Genomic DNA, 19,040 nt, shown 5'->3' on the forward strand with positions numbered 1-19,040 from the left:
GGTGCGCGCCGACGCCGATGCCGGCGTGGCAACTGGCACCGGCGCGCTGCTGCAGGTCGACGGCGTCAGCCTCGAATACCGCACGGCGCAGCGCGTGGTCCGCGCCACGCACCAGGTGAGCTTCGACGTGTTCGAGGCCGATCGCTTCGTCCTGCTGGGCCCCTCCGGCTGCGGCAAGTCGACGCTGTTGAAGGCGGTGGCCGGCTTCATCCCGCCGGTCGATGGCGAGATCCGGCTCGACGGACGGCGCATCGTGCAGCCCGGCCCCGACCGCATCGTCGTGTTCCAGGAGTTCGACCAGCTGCCGCCCTGGAAGACCGTGCGGCAGAACGTCATGTTCCCGCTGCGCGCCTCGGGTGTGCTGGGCCGCAAGGAGGCCGAGGAGCGCGCGCTGCACTACCTCGACAAGGTGGGCCTCGCCCGCTTCGCCGACGTGCATCCGCACCAGCTGTCGGGCGGCATGAAGCAGCGCGTGGCCATCGCACGCGCGTTGGCCATGCAGCCACGCGTGCTGCTGATGGACGAGCCCTTCGCGGCGCTCGACGCGCTCACGCGCCGGCGCATGCAGGAAGAGCTGCTCGCGCTGTGGGAAGAGGTGCGTTTCACGCTGCTCTTCGTCACGCATTCGATCGAAGAGGCCTTGCTGGTCGGCAACCGCATCGCCTTGCTCTCGCCGCACCCGGGCCGCATGCGTGCCGAGATCAACAGCCACGGCTTCGACCAGCACAGCCTGGGCGGTGAAGCGTTCCAGGCCACCGCGCAGCGCATCCAGCGGCTGCTGTTCGAGGAAGAGCAGGTCGCTTCGTCATGAGTTCGATCCATCCGCCGGTGCGTCCGGAATACGAGCGCGCGCTCGAACCCTTCACGGCGCTGGCCGTCGATCGGCCGCTGCCGCTGGCCACCCGCATCTGGGCCCAGGGCTGGCTGCGCAAGGGGCTGATCCTCGCCGCGCTGGCGATGCTGTGGGAACTGCTCGCGCGCTGGCAGGACAACGACCTGCTGCTGCCCACCTTCGGCGCGACCGCGCTGGCCCTGGTGCAGGGCCTCGTGAGCGGCGAGCTGCTCGACAAGGTGCGCATCTCGCTCGGCGTGCTGCTGCAGGGCTACCTGGCCGGCGTGCTGCTGGCCTTCGTGCTGACCACGCTGGCGGTGTCGACCCGACTCGGCCGCGACCTGCTGGACACGCTCACGTCCATGTTCAATCCGCTGCCTGCCATCGCGCTGCTGCCATTGGCCCTGCTGTGGTTCGGCCTGGGCCGGGGCAGCCTGGTCTTCGTGCTGATCCACTCGGTGTTGTGGCCGCTGTCGCTGGCCACCTATGCGGGCTTCCAGGGCGTGCCCGAGACCCTGCGCATGGCGGGCCGCAACTACGGGCTGACGGGGCTGCGCTACGTGCTGCAGATCCTGGTGCCGGCGGCGCTGCCGTCCATCCTGTCGGGCCTCAAGATCGGCTGGGCCTTCGCCTGGCGCACGCTGATCGCGGCCGAACTGGTCTTCGGCGCCTCGTCGGGCCAGGGCGGCCTCGGCTGGTACATCTTCCAGAACCGCAACGAGCTCTACACCGACCGCGTCTTCGCCGGCCTCGCGCTGGTCGTGCTGATCGGGCTGGCGGTGGAGAACCTGGGCTTCGCCACGCTCGAGCGGCTGACGGTGCGCCGCTGGGGCCAGCAGCGCTGATCGCCTTCGTTCAGGCCTTGGGCTTGGGCTGCCGCTGCCGCATCGCGCGCAGCTCCTGCAGCATGAAGGCCTTGGCCTCGCGCGGCTTGGCGTCGCCCATCTGAACCATGTAGGCCTTGCCCGTCACTTCCGAACGGGTGGCGCAGCGGTCGATGAAGTCTTCCGCGGTCACGATCTTCTTGCGGAAATGCTCGTACTTGGCCCGCAGGTGCTTGGCGGCCTCGTCGGCGTCGTGCGGCTCGCCGTTGCGCAGGAACTTCATCGTCTTCATGCCCTGCACGCGATCGATCAGCGCGGTGATTAGGCGATGCTCTTCCGGCGAGGGCGTGGCCCGTGCGAGCAGCGGAACAAGCGCCAGGGCGGCGAAGTGAAGGCAGTGTCGGCGGCGCATGCAGTCCCCTGAGGATGTGTTGTTCGGCCCATGCTCGCCCAGCACCGGCGCGCTGTCAAACGCGACGTCGACCCCGCAGTCGAACGCGCTGCCGGCTGCGGGCTCGGTTCTAATGCCATCTCTTTTCCGTCGCCGCCCAGACGCTGCCATGAGCTCCATCGATCCCCGACAAGACACCCTTCGCCTCGCCCACGCCCTTGCCGATGCGGCTGCCGCCCATTCGCTGCGCCTGTTCCGCACCCCGCTGGAGGTGATCGCCAAGGCCGACGAGAGCCCTGTCACCCAGGCCGACCGCGCGGCCGAGGCCGCGATGCGCGAGATCCTGGCCGCCGAGCGGCCGGCCGACGGCATCTACGGCGAGGAGCACGGCAGCACCCGCGTGGAGGCCGATGCGGTCTGGGTGCTCGACCCCATCGACGGCACCCGCAGCTTCATCACCGGCTCGCCGCTGTGGGGCACGCTGATCGGCCTGCTGCACCGCGGGCGCGTCGAACTGGGCGTGGTCGACATGCCGGTGCTCGGCGAACGCTGGATCGGCCAGGCCGGCGTGGGCGCGCAGCGCAACGGGCGGCCGGTGCGCGTGAGCACCTGCGACAACGTCGCCGCTGCGCGGATCTTCACCACCTCGCCCGACATCTTCGGCCCGTCGGAGTGGGAAGCCTTCGATCGCCTGAGCCGCCGCTGCGCGATGCGCCGTTTCGGCGGTGATTGCTACAGCTACGCCCAACTGGCCGGCGGCACCATCGACCTGGTGGTGGAGACGGGTCTGCAGCCTTACGACTACCTTGGCCCCGCGGGCCTGATCGAGGCCGCGGGGGGCGTGATCACCGACTGGGCGGGCCGTCCCTTGGGCCTGGGCTCCGATGGCCGCGTGGTCGCCGCAGCCACGCCGGCGCTGCACGAAGAGGCGCTCGCGATCCTGAACGTGTAGCGTCCGGCCGCCGTCGCGGACATGCCGCGCTTCGGGACCCATGTCCCGGGTGCGATGCCCACGCGGCCGCCTGCGGCCGGGCGCGCGGGACAAATGCCCCGGGACGGAAGCCACCCCCGGCCCGAACAATCGAGGCTCCCAACGATGTTTCATGTCTTCAGGGAGTCAGCGATGTCCGTCCACGCCATTCGAGCCGCGCCCGCCGAGCGCCCGACCTTGTTGTCCACGCAGCAGGCGTCCCGCCCGCATGGGCGGTCCATCGAGCCCTGTGCGCAGCCGCAGCAGGGCGAAGTGTTCGGCCGCTGGCTCGAAGACCGCATCGGCGAGCGCCGCTCGCTCGACGGGCAGGCCGGGCGCGTGGCGTCCGCGGCGATGGGCCTGCTCGAGGCGCCGGGGCTCGCGGTCGATACGCTGGCACGCACCCACCGCGTGAGCCGGCGACAACTGGAGCGCGATTTCCGCCGCTGGCTGGGCATGGCGCCCGCCGCCTTCGCCCGGCTGGTGCGCCTGCAGCGCGCGGCCTGCTCGATCGCCGAGGGCCTGCCGCTGGCCGAGGTGGCTGCCGCGCACGGCTATGCCGACCAGGCCCACATGACGCGCGCCTTCGCCGACGGCGCCGGTGTGACGCCGCGCCAGGTGCGCGAGCGCGGCGCTGCGGCGTCCGCCTTGCATGCGGCGGTCGCGCGGCGGCTGGTCGGGCGGCCCCTGGCGGCCTGACGCCGCGCGCGCCCCGGCGCGCGGCATGGCCTTGCGCGGGGCCAAAGGCGGCCCTGTGCGCACGGGCCGCTAGACTGTTCCGATGATTCGCTGGCTGATCGTCGTCGTCCTCGCGCTCCTGCTCATGAGCGGGCTGACGCAGTGGCTGCGGCGCTTCGGCTTCGGGCGCCTGCCCGGCGACTTCGAGTTCCGCGCCTTCGGCCGCGATTGGCAATTGCCTATAGGCAGCACCGTCGTGCTCAGCATGATCGCGGCATTGATCGCGCGATGGATCTGAGCCCGCGCTCCCACCCCATCACCTGACCGAAGACCTCACCCCATGGACATGAACCGATGAGAGCCTGTGTAGACATCGGCGGCACCAAGGTCGCCGTGAGCCTGTCGGCCGACAGCCGTTCGCGCGACCTGATCGGCCGCACCACCGAACCAACCGCCAAGACCGGCAGCAACGACGCGGTGGCGCAGCAGATCCTGCGGCTCGTCGACCAGGTCTGCGCGGCGCAGAACATCGACCCTGCGACGGTCGACCGCGTGGGCGTGTCCTCCGCCGGCCCCTTCGTGCTGCGCGACGGCATGTTCGAGCTGGCCACGCCCAACATCTGCGGCGGCATCGCCGGCCCGGCGCGCGGCCTGCCCAACGACTGGATGACGGCCACGGTGGAGGCCCCGCTGAAGCAGCGCTTCGCCCACGTGCGGGTCGAGAACGACGCGGTGGCCGCGCTGGAGGCCGAGCGCAAATGGGGCGCGCTGAAGGGCTCCGACCACTGCGCCTACGTCACCTGGAGCACCGGCGTGGGCGTGGGCCTCTGCGTCGACGGCCGCGTGCTGCACGGCAAGAACGGCAACGCGGGCCATGCCGGCCACAGTTTCGTGTCGGACGACGACAACGACGCGCTGTGCGGCTGCGGCAACCATGGCGACGTCGAAGCGCTGGTGGCAGGCAACTCCATCGCGCGCCGCTTCGACCATCCTCCGCCCGAGCTATTCGCTGCCGCGCTGGCCGGCGAGCCGAAGGCGCTGGCCATCACCGACGGCCTGTGCCGCGTGATGGGCCGGATGCTCTACAACCTGATCGCCACGCTCGACCTCGAACGCATCAGCCTGGGCGGCAGCGTGTTCTGGCACAACCGCGATTTCCTGCTGCCGCGGCTCGCGGCCCAGATCGACGGCAAGCTCGAAGCGCTCACGCAGGATGCGGTGCTGGTGCCGGCAGGTCTGGGCGAGCAGGTGGGCGACTACGCGGCGTTGGCGCTGCTGGATTGATCGTCTCCGTCACGATCTCCCCCAGGCGCCGCAGGGCTGCGTCGACCGCGTCGCCATAAGGCCAGCCGCAGTTGATGCGCAGGTAGTGGTCGAAGCGCGAGGAATTCGAGAACAGCGTTCCCGGCGCCACCACGATGCGTTCGGCCAAGGCCGCCGTGAACACGCGCTCCGATGACAGCCGCTCCGGCAGTTCCACCCACAGCTGCAGCCCGCCCGGCGGCAGGTTGATGCGCGTGCCCTCGGGAAAATAGCCGGCGATCGCATCGGCGGTCTGCTCGCGCTGGGTCTTGAGGCACTGGCGCAGGTGCCGCAGGTGGCGATCGTAGGCGCCGGTGCCCATGAACTGGCCGGCGGCGGCCTGCGACAGCTCTTCGTTGTTGCGCGTCTGCGCGAACTTCAGCATCTCCACCCGCGCCTGCCAGCGCCCCGCCGAGATCCAGCCCAGCCGCAGGCCTGGCGCGAGGATCTTGTGCAACGAGGCGCAGTGGATCACGTTGCCCGTGGTGTCGAAGGACTTGAGCGCGCGCGGCGGCACCGCCGCATCGACCAGCTCGCTGTAGGTGTCGTCCTCGATCAGCGGAATCGCGTGCTGGTCGCACAGCGCGGCCAGGCGTGCCTTGTGGCTGTCGGGCATCACGCTGCCGAGCGGGTTCTGCAGGTGCGGCACCACCAGCACGGCCTTGATGTTGTCGTAGGTGCGGATGGCGAGGTCGAGCGCCTCGATCGAGATGCCGGTCTGCGGGCTGGTCGGAATCTCGAGCGCGCGCATGCCCAGGCTTTCGAGCACCTGCAGCAGGCCATAGAAGGTGGGCGACTCCACCGCCACCGTGTCGCCCGGCTGGGCCACTGCGCGCAGCGCGAGGTTGAGCGCCTCGATGCAGCCGTTGGTCACCAGGATCTCGTCGGGCGAGATCGTCATGCCCACGCGCAGGCTGCGCTGGGCCAGCACTTGGCGGAAGGGCAGGTTGCCCTTGAGCGGTGCGGCCACTGCCAGCATGCCGGGCCGCTGCCGCAGCAGGCGCGCCATGGCGTTGCGCAGCGCCTCGGCGGGGTACAGCTCGGGCGCGCCGCGGGCGATCGACAGGTCGAGCTTTTCGGGCGTCTGCCGGCGGCGCGCCACGAAGTCGGACACCTTGGCGTGAATGCCGACGTATTGCGCCGGGTCGGGCGCCTGGTCGGCCTGGGGCTCGTCCATCGGCGCCATCGCCAGCCGCCGCGGCCGCCGCACGAAGTAGCCCGAACGCTCGCGCGCCTCGACCCAGCCTTCGCTTTCCATCGAGCGGCACAGCTGCAGCGCGGTCGACAGGCTGATGTCGTGCTGCTTCATCAGGTTGCGCAGCGAGGGCAGCTTGTCGTCGGGCTTGAGCGAGCCGGCACGGATGGCGTCGAGGTAGTGCGCGGCCAACTGGCGATAGAGCGGCGCGGCGTGCTGTGCTGCTTGCAACGTGGAGTCCATGGCGTCGATGCTCCTGGATTGGCGGCGGTGGCAACAGATGCAGATCGGCGGAAAACGACCATAACAGATGGCCTGAACCACCTGCTGTTATGGCGTCGATAAGCGTTCGCTGTGCCTGTTTTTCGAGCAGCGTACTGCCTACGATTTCAGGCACCGAACCACTCTTTTCCACTTTCTGAGAGCCAGCCATGAACACCCGCGACCTTGCTCCCGTGACCCATCTGCTGCCCGGCCAGTCGCTGCGCGTGGCCCTCGATGCCGGCGCCTCGCTGCTGGTGCTCGAAGGCCGCGTGCGCGTCGCATCGCCGCCCTCGTGGTTCGGCGAAACCGTGCTGACCGTCAAGAACGACTACCAGGCCGGCGAGGTCTACGTGGCCGGGCAGGGCGGCTGGATCGAGCTGAGCGCACAGGGCGCGGCGAGCGTGCAGGGCATCGCGCAGCCGGCGGCGCCGGCGCGTCGGCCCGGCGAATCCCGCGTCTCGCGGCTGCTTCAGCTGCTGTTCGCGCCGGCCTGAGGCCGCTTCAGCGCACGCTCTCTGCCGCGCGCAGCGCGTCGAGGAAGCTGCGCCGCCACCAGTGCACGTCTTGCGCGCGGATGCGCGACAGCAGCTTCTGGTGGCGCTCGCGCCGCTCCTCCAATGGCATCTGCAACGCCTGCTGCACCGTCTCGGCGGTGCCGTGCGTGTCGTAGGGGTTGACCAGCAGCGCCTCTTTCAGCTGCTCGGCCGCGCCCGCGAAGCGCGAGAGCACCAGCACGCCCGGGTCGGCCGGGTCTTGCGCGGCGATGTATTCCTTGGCCACCAGGTTCATGCCGTCGCGCAGCGGCGTCACCAGCCCGACCGCCGCCGCGCGGCAGAGCCCCGGCACCCGCTTGCGCGCCACCATGCGGTGGATGTAGCGCACCGGCATCCAGTCGAGCTCGCCGTAGTCGCCGTTGATGGCGCCGCACAGCGATTCGAGTTCGCGACGGATGTCGGCGTATGCATCGACCGACTCGCGGGTGGGTGAGGCGATCTGGATCAGCGTCGCGCTGCGCCGGTTCTCGGGATAGTTGGCCAACAGCTCGCGGAACGAGCGCACGCGGTTCGGGATGCCCTTCGAATAGTCGAGCCGGTCGATGCCCAGCAGCAGCCGCCGGCTGGAGTACTCGCGGCGCATCGTGTCGAACATGTCGCGCGAGTCCTTGGCCTGGGTGAGCGCTTCGAACTCGTCGACGTCGATGCCGATCGGAAAGGCCTGGCAGCGCACGGTTTGCCCGTAGGCGCGGTAGAGGCCGTCGCCCTTGACCTCGCCGTTGGCCTCGTTGTACACGTACTGCTCGAAATGCTGCACGTCCTGGTTCGACTGGAAGCCGATCAGGTCGTAGGCGAACAGCGAGCGCATCAGCCATTCGTGCTGCGGAATCGCCGCCATGATGATGTGCGGCGGCAGTGGAATGTGCAGGAAGAAGCCGATGCGCTGCCGGCAGCCCATGCCGCGCAGCTCGGCCGCCAGCGGGATCATGTGGTAGTCGTGCACCCAGATGATGTCGTCGGGCTTGAGCAGCGGCAGCAGCTTGCGTGCGAAGAGCTGGTTCACACGGCGGTAGCCGCCGATGAAGCCCGCGTCGAAGTTGGCCAGGTCGAGCCGGTCGTGGAACACCGGCCACAGCACGTCGTTGCTGTAGCCCAGGTAGTAGCTGTCGTGGTCCTCGCGGCTCAGGTCGATGGTGGCCAGCGTGACCTTGCCGGCCTGCTGGCTGCGCAATTCGCCTTCGCCGGTGGGGCCGTCTTCGACGATGTTGCCGCTCCAGCCGAACCAGAGGCCGCCGGTCTGCTGCAGGCTTTCGCCAAGGGCGACGGCCAGGCCACCGGCAGCGGGCTTGCGAGGGTCGGCGATGCGGTTGGATATGACGACGAGACGGCTCATGGACTTCTTGTTTCGGTGCCCGCGCTCAGATGCACGAGTCCCAGGGCGCCGACAGTCGGGTCGCCGCGTTGATGATGCCGACCATGGAGTAGGTCTGCGGGAAGTTGCCCCACATCTCTCCAGTGACCGGATGGGTGTCTTCCGAGAGCAGGCCGAGCGGGTTGCGCGCGGCCAGCATGGTCTCGAAGATCTGCCGCGCCTCGGCCTTGCGGCCGATCTTGGCCAAGGCGTCGATGCGCCAGAAGGTGCAGATGTTGAAGGCGGTCTCGGGCTTCCCGAAGTCGTCGGCCGCCTCGTAGCGGCGCATGTAGGGTCCGTCGCACAGCGACTTTTCCATGGCCTCGACGGTCGAGATGAAGCGCGGGTCGCGCGCGTCGATGAGGCCCACCTCGACCATCAGCAGCACGCTCGCATCCAGCTCGTGCCCGCCGAAGCTCTCGGCGAAAGCCTGTCGCTCTTCGCACCAGGACTTGGTCAGGATCTCCTCGCGCATGCGCGAAGAATGGCCGTGCCAGTACGCGGCGCGCTCCGGCAGCCCGAGCGCGCGCGCCACCTTGGCGATGCGGTCGCAGGCAGCCCAGCTCATGAGCGCCGAGCTGGTGTGCACGCGGGCGCGGGTGCGCAGCTCCCACATGCCGGCGTCCGGCGTGCCGTAGACCCGAATCGCCTGCTCGCCCACCGCCTCGAGATGCGGAAACTCGGCCACGCCGCCGCGGCTGAGCAGCCGGTGGTCGTGGAAGGCCTGTGACGCGCCCAGCACGATGTTGCCGTACACGTCGTGCTGAAAATGCTCCTGCGCTTGGTTGCCCACGCGCACCGGGCCCATGCCGCGGTAGCCGCCCAGGCCTTCGACGAACGACTCGGGCAATTCGCGTTCCAGCCCGATGCCGTAGAGCGGCTGAACGTGTTCGCCGTGCGAGCCGATCACCACGTTGGCCAGCCAGCGCAGGTAGTCCTCCATGGTGCCGACTTCCGACAGGCTGTTGAGCGCGCGCACCACGAAGAAGGCGTCGCGCAGCCAGCAGTAGCGGTAGTCCCAGTTGCGCTCGCTGCCCGGCGCCTCGGGGATGCTGGTGGTCATGGCCGCGACGATCGCGCCGGTGTCCTCGTAGAGCGACAGCTTCAGCGTGATCGCGGCGCGAATCACCGCGTCCTGCCATTCGAAGGGAATGGCCAGCCGCTTGCTCCAGGTGCGCCAGTAGGCGATGGTTTCCTGCTCGAAGTGACGCGCCGTGTCGGCGATGCCGTCCATCAGCGTTTCGTCCGCACCGAGCAGGAAGTTGTGCTCGCGCGACAGCACGAAGGGCTGCTTCGACAGCACGTGCGCGACCGGTGCGTCGGTGTTCAGGCGCAGCGCGAAGTCGGGCCCCACGTAGCGGATGTGGTTGCTGCCGCGCGTGATCTCCGGCGGCGCAACGCCCCATTGAAAGCGCGGCGCCAGCGAGATGCGCACGCGCGGCGTGCCCTGGATCGGCTTGACGCGGCGCACGATGGTCAGCGGGCGGAAGTAGCGCGAGCGGCTGTAGAAGCGCGGCGCGAAGTCGGTGATCTCGACGCCCTGGCCGGCACTGTCGAAGAGCTGGGTGCGCAGCACGGCCGTGTTGGGCTCGTACCACTGCTTCGACGAAGCGAAGTCTTCGATCTCGATCGCCCAGTCGCTCGCGTCGTCGCCCGGGTGCAGCAGGGCATTGAACACCGGATCGCCGTCGAAGCGAGGCAGGCAGCACCACACCACACGGCCACGCGAGTCGATCAGCGCGCTGTAGGCGCAGTTGCCGATCACGCCTACGTTGAGCGATGCCTCGGCCGGCGGGCCGAAGCCTCCGCGCGCGGCGGGCTGCGTTGCAGCTTCCGGGTTGGCAGCAGGCTTGTCGCTCGCGCCGGCGGCTTCGGCCATCGAATCGCCGGCCCGGCTTTCCTGCTTCTTCTCTTCCTCCTGCGGCTTGACCTCTGCGGGGTTCTTGGTCATTCAGGGGTTCCTCGCGGCTTGGATGGCGAATCGGCCAGCACTTTACGCGCCTCGACGAGCCATTCAAATACCGCGCGGGGTGAATCGAGCCGATGCAGGGCCAGGCTGGGCCCCGAGCCCACCTTGATCGCCACGCCGCCGCGCGGCTGCACCACCGCGAAGCCGTGTTCGTCAGTCGTGTCGTCGCCGGCGAAGAACGGCGTGCGGCCGACGAAGGGTGCCTCGCGCAGAAAGGCGTCGATGGCGGTGCCCTTGTTGACGCCAGCGGGCTTGACTTCGAACACGAACTTGCCGTGCAGCAGCTCCAACTGCGGCTGATCGGCGATGATCCGCGCCAGCGCGTCGCGGCACACCGCTTCGAGCTGGGGCGCGAGCCGGTAGTGCAGGGCGATGGCGGCATGCTTGCGTTCCACCAGCAGGCCTTCGTAAACGCGGGCCAGCTCGTTGGCCGTGTCCAGCACTTCTGTCAGGTCGGGCGCACGCTGCTCCTGCATCTGCCCTTCGAAATCGCGCCGCTGCACGCCGTGCTCACCGGCGGCCGGCAGCCGCAATGGGGCGAGAAAGCGGTCCAGCACGTCGATCTGCCGACCGGACACCACGGCGAGCGCGCCGCCCAGCAGGTCGCTCAAGTCGCTGAGCAGCGGCACCAGCGCCGCGGGCACGTCGATCGCCTCGGGCGTCTCGGCGATCGCCACCAGCGTGCCGTCGAAATCAAGAAAAAGCGCAGCGTCGCGCGTGAGGCTGGGGGGCGTCTGCATGGGGAAAACCATAGCAGGTTCGGCAGAGGCGGAACGTCGGCGAAACGCCCATTCGGGTGGTACGCGAGCAAAGGGCAGGGAGGACGCTGTGCGCGGGCACGCTTCGCTTTGCGGCCAGCGTGCGCGTGCCCCAATGCACGGCAGCGATGCGTTTGTCGTGAAGCGCCTCGTCTACGATGCTCGACTAGTTCGTATGTTCCAAATACGCCTGAGCGAGAGCGAAATCTTCAACGCTCCATCGCGGATCCTTCAAGTCCACAGCCGTTTGCAATCGCCGCCTGAAGATGTGCTCCACCGCTTCTGGGCGAATACTTGATGGCTTGAGTTCCAGCATACTTTTTGCGAGCATATGAATCACCGTGTAGATGGACCAATGAAGTTCGCGCACGACAACTTCTTCCTTGCTGCCAATATGAGGATCCTCGATCTCTTCGAGCAATGTCCACAACCCACGGATTGAGTGGTGGTCGCCGCTTCGATTCTGAATCTCTGCAAGATTTACGGTTTCAGGCCACTCTGCTACTGCGCGGTGGAAAAGATCTACAAAGTTTGCTTGTGTCACCGCTATTCCATGATGCGGCCGTCTGGGCAGATGCTGCTGGTGGCCTTCCCATCCCCAGACCTTTCGATCAGGCCATTGCTTTCATTGAGCACCGCCATGGCTGGCGGTGCACGTTCCCGCACAGAGCCGTCTTCGCATTGGCTCCCGCCGCTTCCGCTAGTTCGTGCTCTCCAAATAGGCCTGAGCGAGAGCGAAATCTTCAGCTCTCCATCGCGGATCCTTGAAGTCCACTGCCGTTTGCAATCGCCGCCTGAAGATGTGCTCCACCGCTTCTGGGCGAATAGTCGACGGCTTAAGCTCTAGCATACTTTTTGCGAGCATGTGAATCATCGTGTAGATGGACCAATGAACTTCGCGTACGACCACTTCTTCCTTGCTTCCGATATGAGGATACTCAATCTCCTCAAGCAATCTCCCTAACCCGCGGATTGTGTAACGGTCACCGCTTTGCCTCTGAATCTCTGCAAGATTCACCGTTTCAGGCCACTCCGCTAAAGCGCTTTGGAAGAGAGCTGCAAAGTTTGCTTCTGTCATCGCTATTTCCTGATGCGGCCGTCTGGCCAAATGCTGTTCGGTGGCCTTCGCTTCTCCCAGGACTTTCGATCTGGCCATCGCTTCCATTGATCACCGCCATGACCGGCGGTGTCACGCTCCCACACAGAGCCGTCGTTGCATTGCTTTCCAGGGGTTCCGTAAATCGGTATGAATTTGTCGGGAGCGAAGTCCGGGTTGTCAGGATACACAACTGGATCGCCGTCTTCTGCCAGAATTGGCCCGAACACGTTCCAGCCAACCCACGCACCCACACCGGCTCCGATGACGCCGCCGGCAACCAGACCCGGCGGGCCAAAGACAGAACCGATTTCAGCTCCGCTGATGGCACCGGCGAGGGGGTTCAACCCGTCCGGATCGGTGTACTTCAACGCATCGTTGAGTGCGTACGGGGCGCGGTTCCAGCCAGCTTCAAGGCCCTTCGGGTCGGGCTGCGTATATCGGCCATCTGGCGGCCTATAGCTCCGGTGGCCGTTGTAGTCGAGGCCGCTTTCTTTGTCGAAATACATCGCGGTCGCCAACGACGAACATACAAGGCACCATAGTACGACGGCAATCTTTAAATATTTCATTCCGCCCGAATCCCCCCTGCGTTACGTACATTCTCAATCGCGACATACCCAAGTTCAAAGGCCTTCCTCATCATCGCTTTGGACGCTTCGGCATGGCGGCTCGATTCCTCTCCTTTGGTGACTTTGGCATACGCCTGATGGATGGCGCTGATTTGCTCATAGGTTTCGGCCCGCCGAGGAGTTAGGAGCAATGAGGCCTTCAGATATTCCAGACACTTTGGTGTGTCGCTCATTGCATATACAAAAGCGTTGGCCGTCATCAGCAGACCCAATTGCTCGCGATAACTCAAGGGTCGCATATAGCAACCCGAACGCAGCCCAATGGAGGTGACCCCATTTCGGCGGATGTAATCGGCGTCGGAGAAATATTTGCCGCCGCTTGTGGTTTCGATGTTGAGTTCCGGGAAATCTCGATGAACATATCTGACAAAGAGATGATCGGGCACGCAAACAATGTGAACCGGGTAGCCGAGCCTTTGACCAACTGCAACATACAAGAGTGGCATGGTCACGCAAATACCCTTCTTGGTATCCAAAATCCCGTCGAGCAAGTAGTTCCGCTGGTTTTCCCGAGCCAGCGGATGATGGTCGTACTGAAAGCCATTTTCACGAAAGAGTACATCGCGCATGGCAAGTGTGCGCTTAACGGGATCGGTCGCGCCATCGAGTTTGGAACGAACAGCAGTCACAAGCGCGTCGAGCTGCTTCGAATACGCTTCCACATCGAGTGCGGGCCTGAACTCCTGAGCCAAGATAAGTGCGACCCGACCGATATCGATCCTTTCATCCGAAAGCCATCGCAATTGATTGACACTGCCGCTTGCCCATGCAACTGGCGCGCTCAACGCTGCTCCTGCGAGCAGAGTGCGTCTCTTCATCGAGCCTCCCTAATAGTTGCGGACAACAAATGCGGCAAAGATCCCCAGCGCCGCACAAGCGATAAAAAACGCGGCGCGCAGGATTGAAGCCAAGCGTGACCTCTGACTGAGGCATGATCTGCCCTGTAAGCGGTGGCCGCCTCTCTTGAATGAATCGAAGTTGGTCGAGAGACTCGCGGAGATTGTGGTCTTACACATTGAGGTACCGAGCGTGAAAGGTTCTCTGGGGCTGCCCCTCGTGATGAGCGGCGCGTTGTAGCGACGCGTCGTCCCGCGGCAGGCGAAGGCTGTCACGCTATCGACAAAGCATCTTTGTGTCGTGTCTCCGCGAGAATTGATCAGATTTCTAGCTCGGTTCTTTGCTTGACGGCGGTCGCGCCCAACGCTCACGCCAGATCCTCTTCTCATCGAGCTTCTTGAGGTAAGTCGTATAGAAGCTGAAGCGATCGGAGCGAAAGCCTTGTGGACTTTCCACCAGGGTCCAGCTGAGTTTTTCGCTTCCAGATATCTCGGAAGCGGGATGGAGGTAGTCGCGCCAATCTTGATAGATCGGCGAATAGCTTCCTTCGGTCTTGTAGAAATAGGAGATGAAGGCTCCGCTACGAAGCATCCCGACAAGCTCCTCGGGTGCCGACTGGTCCGATGCGATCTCGTGAGCGGCACGTGCCTGATCGGAGTTTTGAACGATGAAGAGGTAATACTTGCCGGTCGCGTCGAGCATCAGAATGCTTTCGGGTGCGCAGCACAAATAGTGTTCGACGATTTGCAACTGTTCGCACAGTGAATCGAAAACACGTACCACGGCTTCGTTGGTCATGAACCGATGCGGGCCGATCGGAAGATAGCTCGACAATGGCTTTTGCATGCGATCGAAATAATCGAGCTGTAACTCGCGAATCGCCTGATTCAGCGCTGGAGTGGCGTCATCCTGCTGTTTCCGGATGAAACGGTCGATCAAACCTTTGTTGAACGCTTCGACCGCAAGACGCTCGTCGGCTTTGCCGGTCATCAGGATTTTTCTTGTCCAAGGGTTATGAAATCGCCTGCAGAACTCCAATCCATTGATTCTAGGCATGTCGTAGTCGACAACCACGACCGAGATTTCTTCGAACCGGTGGTCGTTGTAGACTTTTCGATGAATATCTCCGAGTTGGAGATCGATGACTTGCCGCTGCTGATCTGCTTCGTCCCGACCTTCATAAAGTCGGACAAGGTTTTCTCCGTTCCTGGCACGCCATTTGAACCCGTCGGTGTCCAGCGCGCTCCTTGCGGAACCAAAAAATCGTGAAGCAAGCAACTGATCGAGTCCGAGACTCAAGTTCATCAAAAAATCGTTGCTGTCGTCGATGAACCCAACGGTTGTCGGAAAGTGAAAAGATGGAATTGAAGTTCTGCTCATGATTCGATTGTTGGGAATGTCAAAATGAACTCGGAAAACTCACTCGGAACCGATGCACATCTGATGGAGCCGCCAAAGGCCTCCACGACATCCTTGCAGAAAGCAAGACCGATCCCTGAGCCCAGTATGTCGCCATCCGGAGAAGAGGATGAGTAAAAGCGCTTGAAAATATGCGGCATGATCTCTGACGGAATGCCGGATGCGGTATCTTTGAATATTAATTGATTGTTTTTTGAAGATTTTTGGGTATGGATGAATATTCTTCCTTTTCCGGTATCGACGATCTGTCGCAAAGAGTTTTTCAGTAAGTTGAAAATGACGTGGATCATTAGAAGCTCTACACCTTTGAAGTTGAAGTCGGTGTCGAAAATGCACGAAATCTCGTCTCTTTCTTCGTCGGAAAAGGGATAGCGTGCCAGCGCGATTTGAATACAGTTTTTAATTGAACATGTGACAAACTCTTGAGGCTTCACCGTTGCCGGACGCACGTCATTGATTAGCATGTCGATGATGGCATTTGAATAATTGGCTTCCGTCTCTATGCGTTTTAGCACACCGGCGATCGCATCTAAATGGGGTGGCCTTATGTAAGTCACGGAAAGCGCGTGCTCGCGAGCTTGTTCATAAGCGTCGAGAAGTATTGGCAAATATTTGTGCAGACCCGAGGCGCCGACTCGAATTGATGTCAATGGTGTGCGCAGCTCATGCGCGATGCTCCCGGCAGTGGCCAACATCGCGCGTTCCTGCTCAAGGCGTATGGCCTCGGTAACGTAGTTCGCCAACGTGCCCAGGATCACTGCGAAGAGGATGATGGGCAAATGAGTCAGTGTGACCGGTTCGATATGAGCATTTTCCGTGCTGAGCCAGTACGCTACCCACGCCAGGCATACTCCCGCGACCGCATGAAAAACCAGAATGAGCCAGTCCAGCATCAGCACCATCACGAATACAGCGATGAGAGAAGATTCAATCCAAACCGCAGAGCTCTGATTCTTAAAAAGCATCAACGAAAAGAAGAACGGCAGTGCGTAGAGGACTGAAAAATGCCAGTAGGCAGATCGACATTTTTGAAGACGCGGCCACCAGCGGTGTTCGAAGGCAATTGGCACAAATAATGCGCTGCCAATCACTCTCAGCAGCAGGTTTTCGTAAGGCTGCGGAAAAATGTAATACCAAATCACGTAATACAACGGAAAGCCAACGATCGCAACCAATGCAAAAGACCTCCGGCGGCGTTCGAAGTACTCTGCATTTCGACTGGCGCGTTCGGCCAAACGCCGGATCGAGCGCCGCATGGCGATTCTTGTTTTCATTCGAACATCACTCGCTTTTTTGGCGGAATGCATTGACGCTTACGGCGTGAGGACGGCCATTCTGTCAATTTCACCTCGTGTCTGATGTCGCGGCAAACGCGAGCAATGCGTTCGAGGTCGTCTTTGCTCAGTGCCGCGTTGACTGAAAATCGCATCAATGATCGGTTTCTCGGTGTTGCAGGCGCGCAAAACACAGAACCGAAAATTCCTTTGGCCTCGAGCGCGTCACGTAAAGCGATCGTTTGGTGCTCGGATCCCGATTCGAGCGCAATGATTTGACTTTCGCTATTCCCGAGGTTGTAGCCAAAATCCTCCAAGCAACTTCTTAAATAACCGGCATTGCTATGAAGCAAATCCCGGCGCCAGCCTTCGCACCGAACAATATCCAAGGTTGCGTTCAATCCTGCGATTTCGTGAGGCAACAGCGTGGAGCTAAATATTGCAGGCCTGGATTCGAACTTGAAATAGTCGCTGAACCTTTCCGAACAAGTGATAAAACCTGCACGTCCGGCAAAAGCTTTTGCCAAACTCGCTGTTCGAAAGTGAACACGATTGATAAGCCCCATCGACGCAACCATTCCTTCTCCCCTTGGGCCATGCGTGCCAAGCGAATGTGATTCGTCAACGACGAGCACGCATCCTAGAACGTCGCAAACAGATGAAAAATCAACCAATGGACAAACGCTGCCGTTGGTGCTGTAGATAGAATCAACGACAACTACTCCTGGTCCATAACGACGCACTTGCCGTTCAAGGTGATCAGCATCGTTGTGAAAGATCGTCACAGGTTTGGCGCCGGAACTGCGGATTCCTTCCCATAATGAGTTGTGCGCAAGCACGTCGGCAAACACGGGCGTGTTCGAGCTTGCAATTGCCTGTATCAGCCCGGTATTTGCGCACCATCCTGATTGACATAGCACACCAGCTTCGGCTTGCATGAAAGAGGCTAGGCGTTTTTCCAGCTCGAGTTGCGGGGAAGCTCCGTGCAAAAATATGCCCGACATCGGCGCACCGTTCCCGTGTTGGAGAACGCTGTCCGCGGTCGCAGAAACTATTTTCGGATGCCTGGAAATTGACAGGTAGTCATTGCTCGACAAGTGCAAAGCGTCGATGCCCGGGACACGGCCGCGCATGATGTGCCCGCCGTTCCAACTGTCCCGGACTCGTTCCTGGTAATAGCGTTCTATTCGATCCTGAAGAAAGCTCGGGATCGAAGGTTGGCATGAATTAAAAGCTGACGGTACCGCGGAAATGTCGGCCATTATTAGTTCCCCCTGGGTTGGCAACCGTTGTCGAGGGCTCAGTACAGCAATTTGCACGAGCCCGTTTTTTTATCAACAGTTGGATTGGTAATCGCGCCTTGTTTGAAAGGACGCAAAATTACCCTAGGCGAACAGCTCCCGGAAAGCGCTGCAACAGTTGCTCAGATTCTGGCGAGCAAGCGCTCCACTGCCGCGACCCGCGCTTTCCGAATCGCCTCCGCGATGCGAGGCCCGGCCGCACCTGCCGCCAGTGCATCGGCCGCGACGGAGGCCGTATCGACGGCCTGCGCGGCCTCGAGCGCTGCCAGCAGTGCGGGTCGCGGCTGGTAGGGGATGTGCTCCAAGCCGAGCCTTCCTCTCGCGTCGCATTCGCACGCCAGCAGCACCTCCGCGAAGCGCCCTGGCTTGCGAAACGCATCGCAGCGCTCCAGCAGCCGCACCAGTGCCTGCGCCCCCAGGCTTTCGCTTCGGTGGATGTTCCCGTGCTCCCGCGCCACCACCTCCGCCAACTCACGCAGCCCCACCGGCACACGCCAGCGCTCGCACACACCGCGCAGCAGCCCCACGCTGCGCTGCTCGTGGCCGATGTGGCGTGGCAGCACGTCGGTGGGCGTGGTGCCTTTGCCGAGGTCGTGCACCAGGCACGCGAAGCGCACGGACAAGGGCGCCGCGAGCCGGGCGGCCATGTCCAGCACCAGCATCAGGTGCAGGCCGGTGTCGACTTCGGGATGGTGGGCTTCAGGCTGCGGCACGCCCCAAAGGCGGTCGACCTCCGGCAGCAGCACGGTGAGCGCACCGCAGCTCCGCAGCACGTCGAACATGCGCGACGGCTTGGCCTCCATCAGGCCGCGCGCGAGTTCTTGCCACACGCGCTCGGGCACGAGTGCATCGGCCTCGCCCGCATCGACCATCTCGCGCATGAGCGCCATGGTTTCGGGCGCGATGCCGAAATCGGCGAAGCGCGCGGCGAAGCGCGCCACGCGCAGGATGCGCACCGGGTCTTCACGGAAGGCGTCGGTCACGTGGCGCAGGCACTTGCTTTCCAGGTCGCGGCGGCCGTGGTACGGATCGACGACGTGGGCCAGGTCCAGCTTGGCGCCCACATGCTCCGCCGGCAGCGCGATGGCATTGACCGTGAGGTCGCGCCGCGCCAGATCCTGCTCGAGCGTGACTTCGGGCGATGCGTGGATGACGAAGCCGCGGTAGCCGGGCGCGCTCTTGCGTTCGGTGCGGGCCAGCGCGTATTCCTCGCGCGTGTCGGGGTGCAGGAAGACGGGAAAGTCGCGGCCGACGGGCAGGTAGCCCTGGGCGACCATGTCCTCGGGCGTGGCGCCGACCACGACCCAGTCGCGGTCGCTGCCGGGCAAGCCCAGCAGGGCATCGCGTATGGCGCCGCCGACGAGGTAGGTTCTCATCGGCTGGAGTTTAGAAG

At 63.7% G+C, this 19,040-nt stretch carries 20 protein-coding genes; 7 read left to right on the forward strand and 13 right to left on the reverse strand.

All coding sequences use genetic code 11. The features are described 5' to 3' along the window. The first annotated feature begins 1 nt into the window (after window position 1). Both B0W80_RS12030 and B0W80_RS12035 read left to right on the forward strand, forming a co-directional pair. Window positions 2–811: an ABC transporter ATP-binding protein gene (locus B0W80_RS12030; RefSeq protein WP_076999426.1), complete on the forward strand. Its 810-nt coding sequence runs from the start codon at window positions 2–4 to the stop codon at window positions 809–811. Further along, window positions 808–1,677, forward strand: coding sequence for an ABC transporter permease (locus B0W80_RS12035; protein ID WP_076999375.1), 870 nt, complete (start codon window positions 808–810; stop codon window positions 1,675–1,677). The genes B0W80_RS12030 and B0W80_RS12035 overlap by 4 nt, the downstream gene beginning before the upstream one ends. 10 nt (window positions 1,678–1,687) lie before the next feature. Here B0W80_RS12035 and B0W80_RS12040 read toward each other — a convergent pair whose 3' ends face one another. After that, window positions 1,688–2,068 (reverse strand): DUF5329 family protein, encoded by a 381-nt coding sequence (locus tag B0W80_RS12040; RefSeq protein WP_076999376.1) that lies wholly within the window; start codon window positions 2,066–2,068, stop codon window positions 1,688–1,690. 148 nt (window positions 2,069–2,216) lie between these two features. Here B0W80_RS12040 and hisN point away from each other — a divergent pair, with 148 nt between their 5' ends. The 4 genes from hisN to B0W80_RS12060 all read left to right on the forward strand — a co-directional run bounded on the left by hisN (window position 2,217) and on the right by B0W80_RS12060 (window position 4,979). Next, the gene (hisN, locus tag B0W80_RS12045; RefSeq protein WP_076999377.1) at window positions 2,217–2,999 is read left to right on the forward strand and encodes a histidinol-phosphatase; all 783 of its coding nucleotides are present in this window, start codon (window positions 2,217–2,219) and stop codon (window positions 2,997–2,999) included. Window positions 3,000–3,170: 171 nt separating this feature from the next. Continuing rightward, a complete protein-coding gene (locus tag B0W80_RS12050) occupies window positions 3,171–3,716 on the forward strand; it encodes a helix-turn-helix domain-containing protein (RefSeq protein WP_076999378.1) in 546 nt (181 codons plus the stop codon). Window positions 3,717–3,798: 82 nt separating this feature from the next. Beyond that, window positions 3,799–3,993: a DUF2905 domain-containing protein gene (locus tag B0W80_RS12055; RefSeq protein WP_076999379.1), complete on the forward strand. Its 195-nt coding sequence runs from the start codon at window positions 3,799–3,801 to the stop codon at window positions 3,991–3,993. A 56-nt stretch (window positions 3,994–4,049) separates the two neighbouring features. Next, complete coding sequence (locus tag B0W80_RS12060) at window positions 4,050–4,979, forward strand: ROK family protein (RefSeq protein WP_076999380.1); 930 nt, start codon at window positions 4,050–4,052, stop codon at window positions 4,977–4,979. Here B0W80_RS12060 and B0W80_RS12065 read toward each other — a convergent pair. Next, complete coding sequence (locus tag B0W80_RS12065; protein ID WP_083745333.1) at window positions 4,900–6,435, reverse strand: PLP-dependent aminotransferase family protein; 1,536 nt, start codon at window positions 6,433–6,435, stop codon at window positions 4,900–4,902. The two genes, B0W80_RS12060 and B0W80_RS12065, sit on opposite strands and share 80 nt — an antisense overlap. Before the next feature lie 188 nt (window positions 6,436–6,623). On the opposite strand from B0W80_RS12065, the gene B0W80_RS12070 reads away from it, so the two are divergent. Further along, window positions 6,624–6,950 (forward strand): hypothetical protein, encoded by a 327-nt coding sequence (locus B0W80_RS12070; RefSeq protein ID WP_076999381.1) that lies wholly within the window; start codon window positions 6,624–6,626, stop codon window positions 6,948–6,950. Window positions 6,951–6,957: 7 nt separating this feature from the next. Here B0W80_RS12070 and otsA read toward each other — a convergent pair whose 3' ends face one another. The 11 genes from otsA to B0W80_RS12120 all read right to left on the reverse strand — a co-directional run bounded on the left by otsA (window position 6,958) and on the right by B0W80_RS12120 (window position 19,023). Next, window positions 6,958–8,343 carry an alpha,alpha-trehalose-phosphate synthase (UDP-forming) gene (otsA, locus tag B0W80_RS12075; protein WP_076999382.1) on the reverse strand — a complete coding sequence of 462 codons (1,386 nt, stop codon included), beginning with the start codon at window positions 8,341–8,343 and terminating at the stop codon, window positions 6,958–6,960. A gap of 25 nt (window positions 8,344–8,368) precedes the next feature. Beyond that, window positions 8,369–10,312: a glycoside hydrolase family 15 protein gene (locus B0W80_RS12080; protein WP_256856553.1), complete on the reverse strand. Its 1,944-nt coding sequence runs from the start codon at window positions 10,310–10,312 to the stop codon at window positions 8,369–8,371. Beyond that, entirely contained in the window at window positions 10,309–11,070 is a 762-nt protein-coding gene (gene otsB, locus B0W80_RS12085) for a trehalose-phosphatase (RefSeq protein ID WP_143684590.1), read from the reverse strand. Before otsB ends, B0W80_RS12080 begins: the two co-directional genes overlap by 4 nt. Before the next feature lie 184 nt (window positions 11,071–11,254). Continuing rightward, a complete protein-coding gene (locus tag B0W80_RS34875; RefSeq protein ID WP_143684591.1) occupies window positions 11,255–11,632 on the reverse strand; it encodes a hypothetical protein in 378 nt (125 codons plus the stop codon). Window positions 11,633–11,788: 156 nt separating this feature from the next. Further along, the gene (locus tag B0W80_RS12090) at window positions 11,789–12,166 is read right to left on the reverse strand and encodes a hypothetical protein (protein WP_076999384.1); all 378 of its coding nucleotides are present in this window, start codon (window positions 12,164–12,166) and stop codon (window positions 11,789–11,791) included. Between the two features lie 2 nt (window positions 12,167–12,168). Beyond that, the gene (locus B0W80_RS12095) at window positions 12,169–12,693 is read right to left on the reverse strand and encodes an RHS repeat-associated core domain-containing protein (protein ID WP_076999385.1); all 525 of its coding nucleotides are present in this window, start codon (window positions 12,691–12,693) and stop codon (window positions 12,169–12,171) included. A 59-nt stretch (window positions 12,694–12,752) separates the two neighbouring features. After that, complete coding sequence (locus tag B0W80_RS12100; protein ID WP_083745335.1) at window positions 12,753–13,634, reverse strand: transglutaminase family protein; 882 nt, start codon at window positions 13,632–13,634, stop codon at window positions 12,753–12,755. Window positions 13,635–13,980: 346 nt separating this feature from the next. Then, window positions 13,981–15,033 (reverse strand): response regulator, encoded by a 1,053-nt coding sequence (locus B0W80_RS12105; RefSeq protein ID WP_076999387.1) that lies wholly within the window; start codon window positions 15,031–15,033, stop codon window positions 13,981–13,983. Beyond that, window positions 15,030–16,379, reverse strand: a complete 1,350-nt coding sequence (locus B0W80_RS12110) for a sensor histidine kinase KdpD (RefSeq protein WP_256856554.1) — start codon at window positions 16,377–16,379, stop codon at window positions 15,030–15,032. Before B0W80_RS12110 ends, B0W80_RS12105 begins: the two co-directional genes overlap by 4 nt. After that, window positions 16,343–17,608: an alpha-hydroxyketone-type quorum-sensing autoinducer synthase gene (gene cqsA, locus B0W80_RS12115; protein ID WP_076999389.1), complete on the reverse strand. Its 1,266-nt coding sequence runs from the start codon at window positions 17,606–17,608 to the stop codon at window positions 16,343–16,345. Before cqsA ends, B0W80_RS12110 begins: the two co-directional genes overlap by 37 nt. A 161-nt stretch (window positions 17,609–17,769) precedes the next feature. Then, window positions 17,770–19,023, reverse strand: a complete 1,254-nt coding sequence (locus tag B0W80_RS12120) for a multifunctional CCA addition/repair protein (RefSeq protein ID WP_076999390.1) — start codon at window positions 19,021–19,023, stop codon at window positions 17,770–17,772. Window positions 19,024–19,040 lie beyond the last annotated feature (17 nt).

The organism is Variovorax sp. KK3 (assembly GCF_001984055.1).
Lineage (GTDB): Bacteria > Pseudomonadota > Gammaproteobacteria > Burkholderiales > Burkholderiaceae_C > Variovorax.

Coding starts and splice junctions, on each gene's coding strand:
- B0W80_RS12035 (WP_076999375.1), top strand. CDS start 808: ATGAGTTCGATCCATCCGCCGGTGCGTCCGGAATACGAGCGCGCGCTC.
- B0W80_RS12105 (WP_076999387.1), bottom strand. CDS start 15,033: ATGAGCAGAACTTCAATTCCATCTTTTCACTTTCCGACAACCGTTGGG.
- B0W80_RS12100 (WP_083745335.1), bottom strand. CDS start 13,634: ATGAAGAGACGCACTCTGCTCGCAGGAGCAGCGTTGAGCGCGCCAGTT.
- B0W80_RS12055 (WP_076999379.1), top strand. CDS start 3,799: ATGATTCGCTGGCTGATCGTCGTCGTCCTCGCGCTCCTGCTCATGAGC.
- B0W80_RS12040 (WP_076999376.1), bottom strand. CDS start 2,068: ATGCGCCGCCGACACTGCCTTCACTTCGCCGCCCTGGCGCTTGTTCCG.
- otsA (WP_076999382.1), bottom strand. CDS start 8,343: ATGAGCCGTCTCGTCGTCATATCCAACCGCATCGCCGACCCTCGCAAG.
- B0W80_RS12110 (WP_256856554.1), bottom strand. CDS start 16,379: ATGCATTCCGCCAAAAAAGCGAGTGATGTTCGAATGAAAACAAGAATC.
- B0W80_RS12090 (WP_076999384.1), bottom strand. CDS start 12,166: ATGACAGAAGCAAACTTTGCAGCTCTCTTCCAAAGCGCTTTAGCGGAG.
- cqsA (WP_076999389.1), bottom strand. CDS start 17,608: ATGGCCGACATTTCCGCGGTACCGTCAGCTTTTAATTCATGCCAACCT.
- B0W80_RS12095 (WP_076999385.1), bottom strand. CDS start 12,693: ATGTATTTCGACAAAGAAAGCGGCCTCGACTACAACGGCCACCGGAGC.
- B0W80_RS12120 (WP_076999390.1), bottom strand. CDS start 19,023: ATGAGAACCTACCTCGTCGGCGGCGCCATACGCGATGCCCTGCTGGGC.
- B0W80_RS12080 (WP_256856553.1), bottom strand. CDS start 10,312: ATGACCAAGAACCCCGCAGAGGTCAAGCCGCAGGAGGAAGAGAAGAAG.
- B0W80_RS12060 (WP_076999380.1), top strand. CDS start 4,050: ATGAGAGCCTGTGTAGACATCGGCGGCACCAAGGTCGCCGTGAGCCTG.
- B0W80_RS12050 (WP_076999378.1), top strand. CDS start 3,171: ATGTCCGTCCACGCCATTCGAGCCGCGCCCGCCGAGCGCCCGACCTTG.
- B0W80_RS12070 (WP_076999381.1), top strand. CDS start 6,624: ATGAACACCCGCGACCTTGCTCCCGTGACCCATCTGCTGCCCGGCCAG.
- B0W80_RS12065 (WP_083745333.1), bottom strand. CDS start 6,435: ATGGACTCCACGTTGCAAGCAGCACAGCACGCCGCGCCGCTCTATCGC.
- otsB (WP_143684590.1), bottom strand. CDS start 11,070: ATGCAGACGCCCCCCAGCCTCACGCGCGACGCTGCGCTTTTTCTTGAT.
- hisN (WP_076999377.1), top strand. CDS start 2,217: ATGAGCTCCATCGATCCCCGACAAGACACCCTTCGCCTCGCCCACGCC.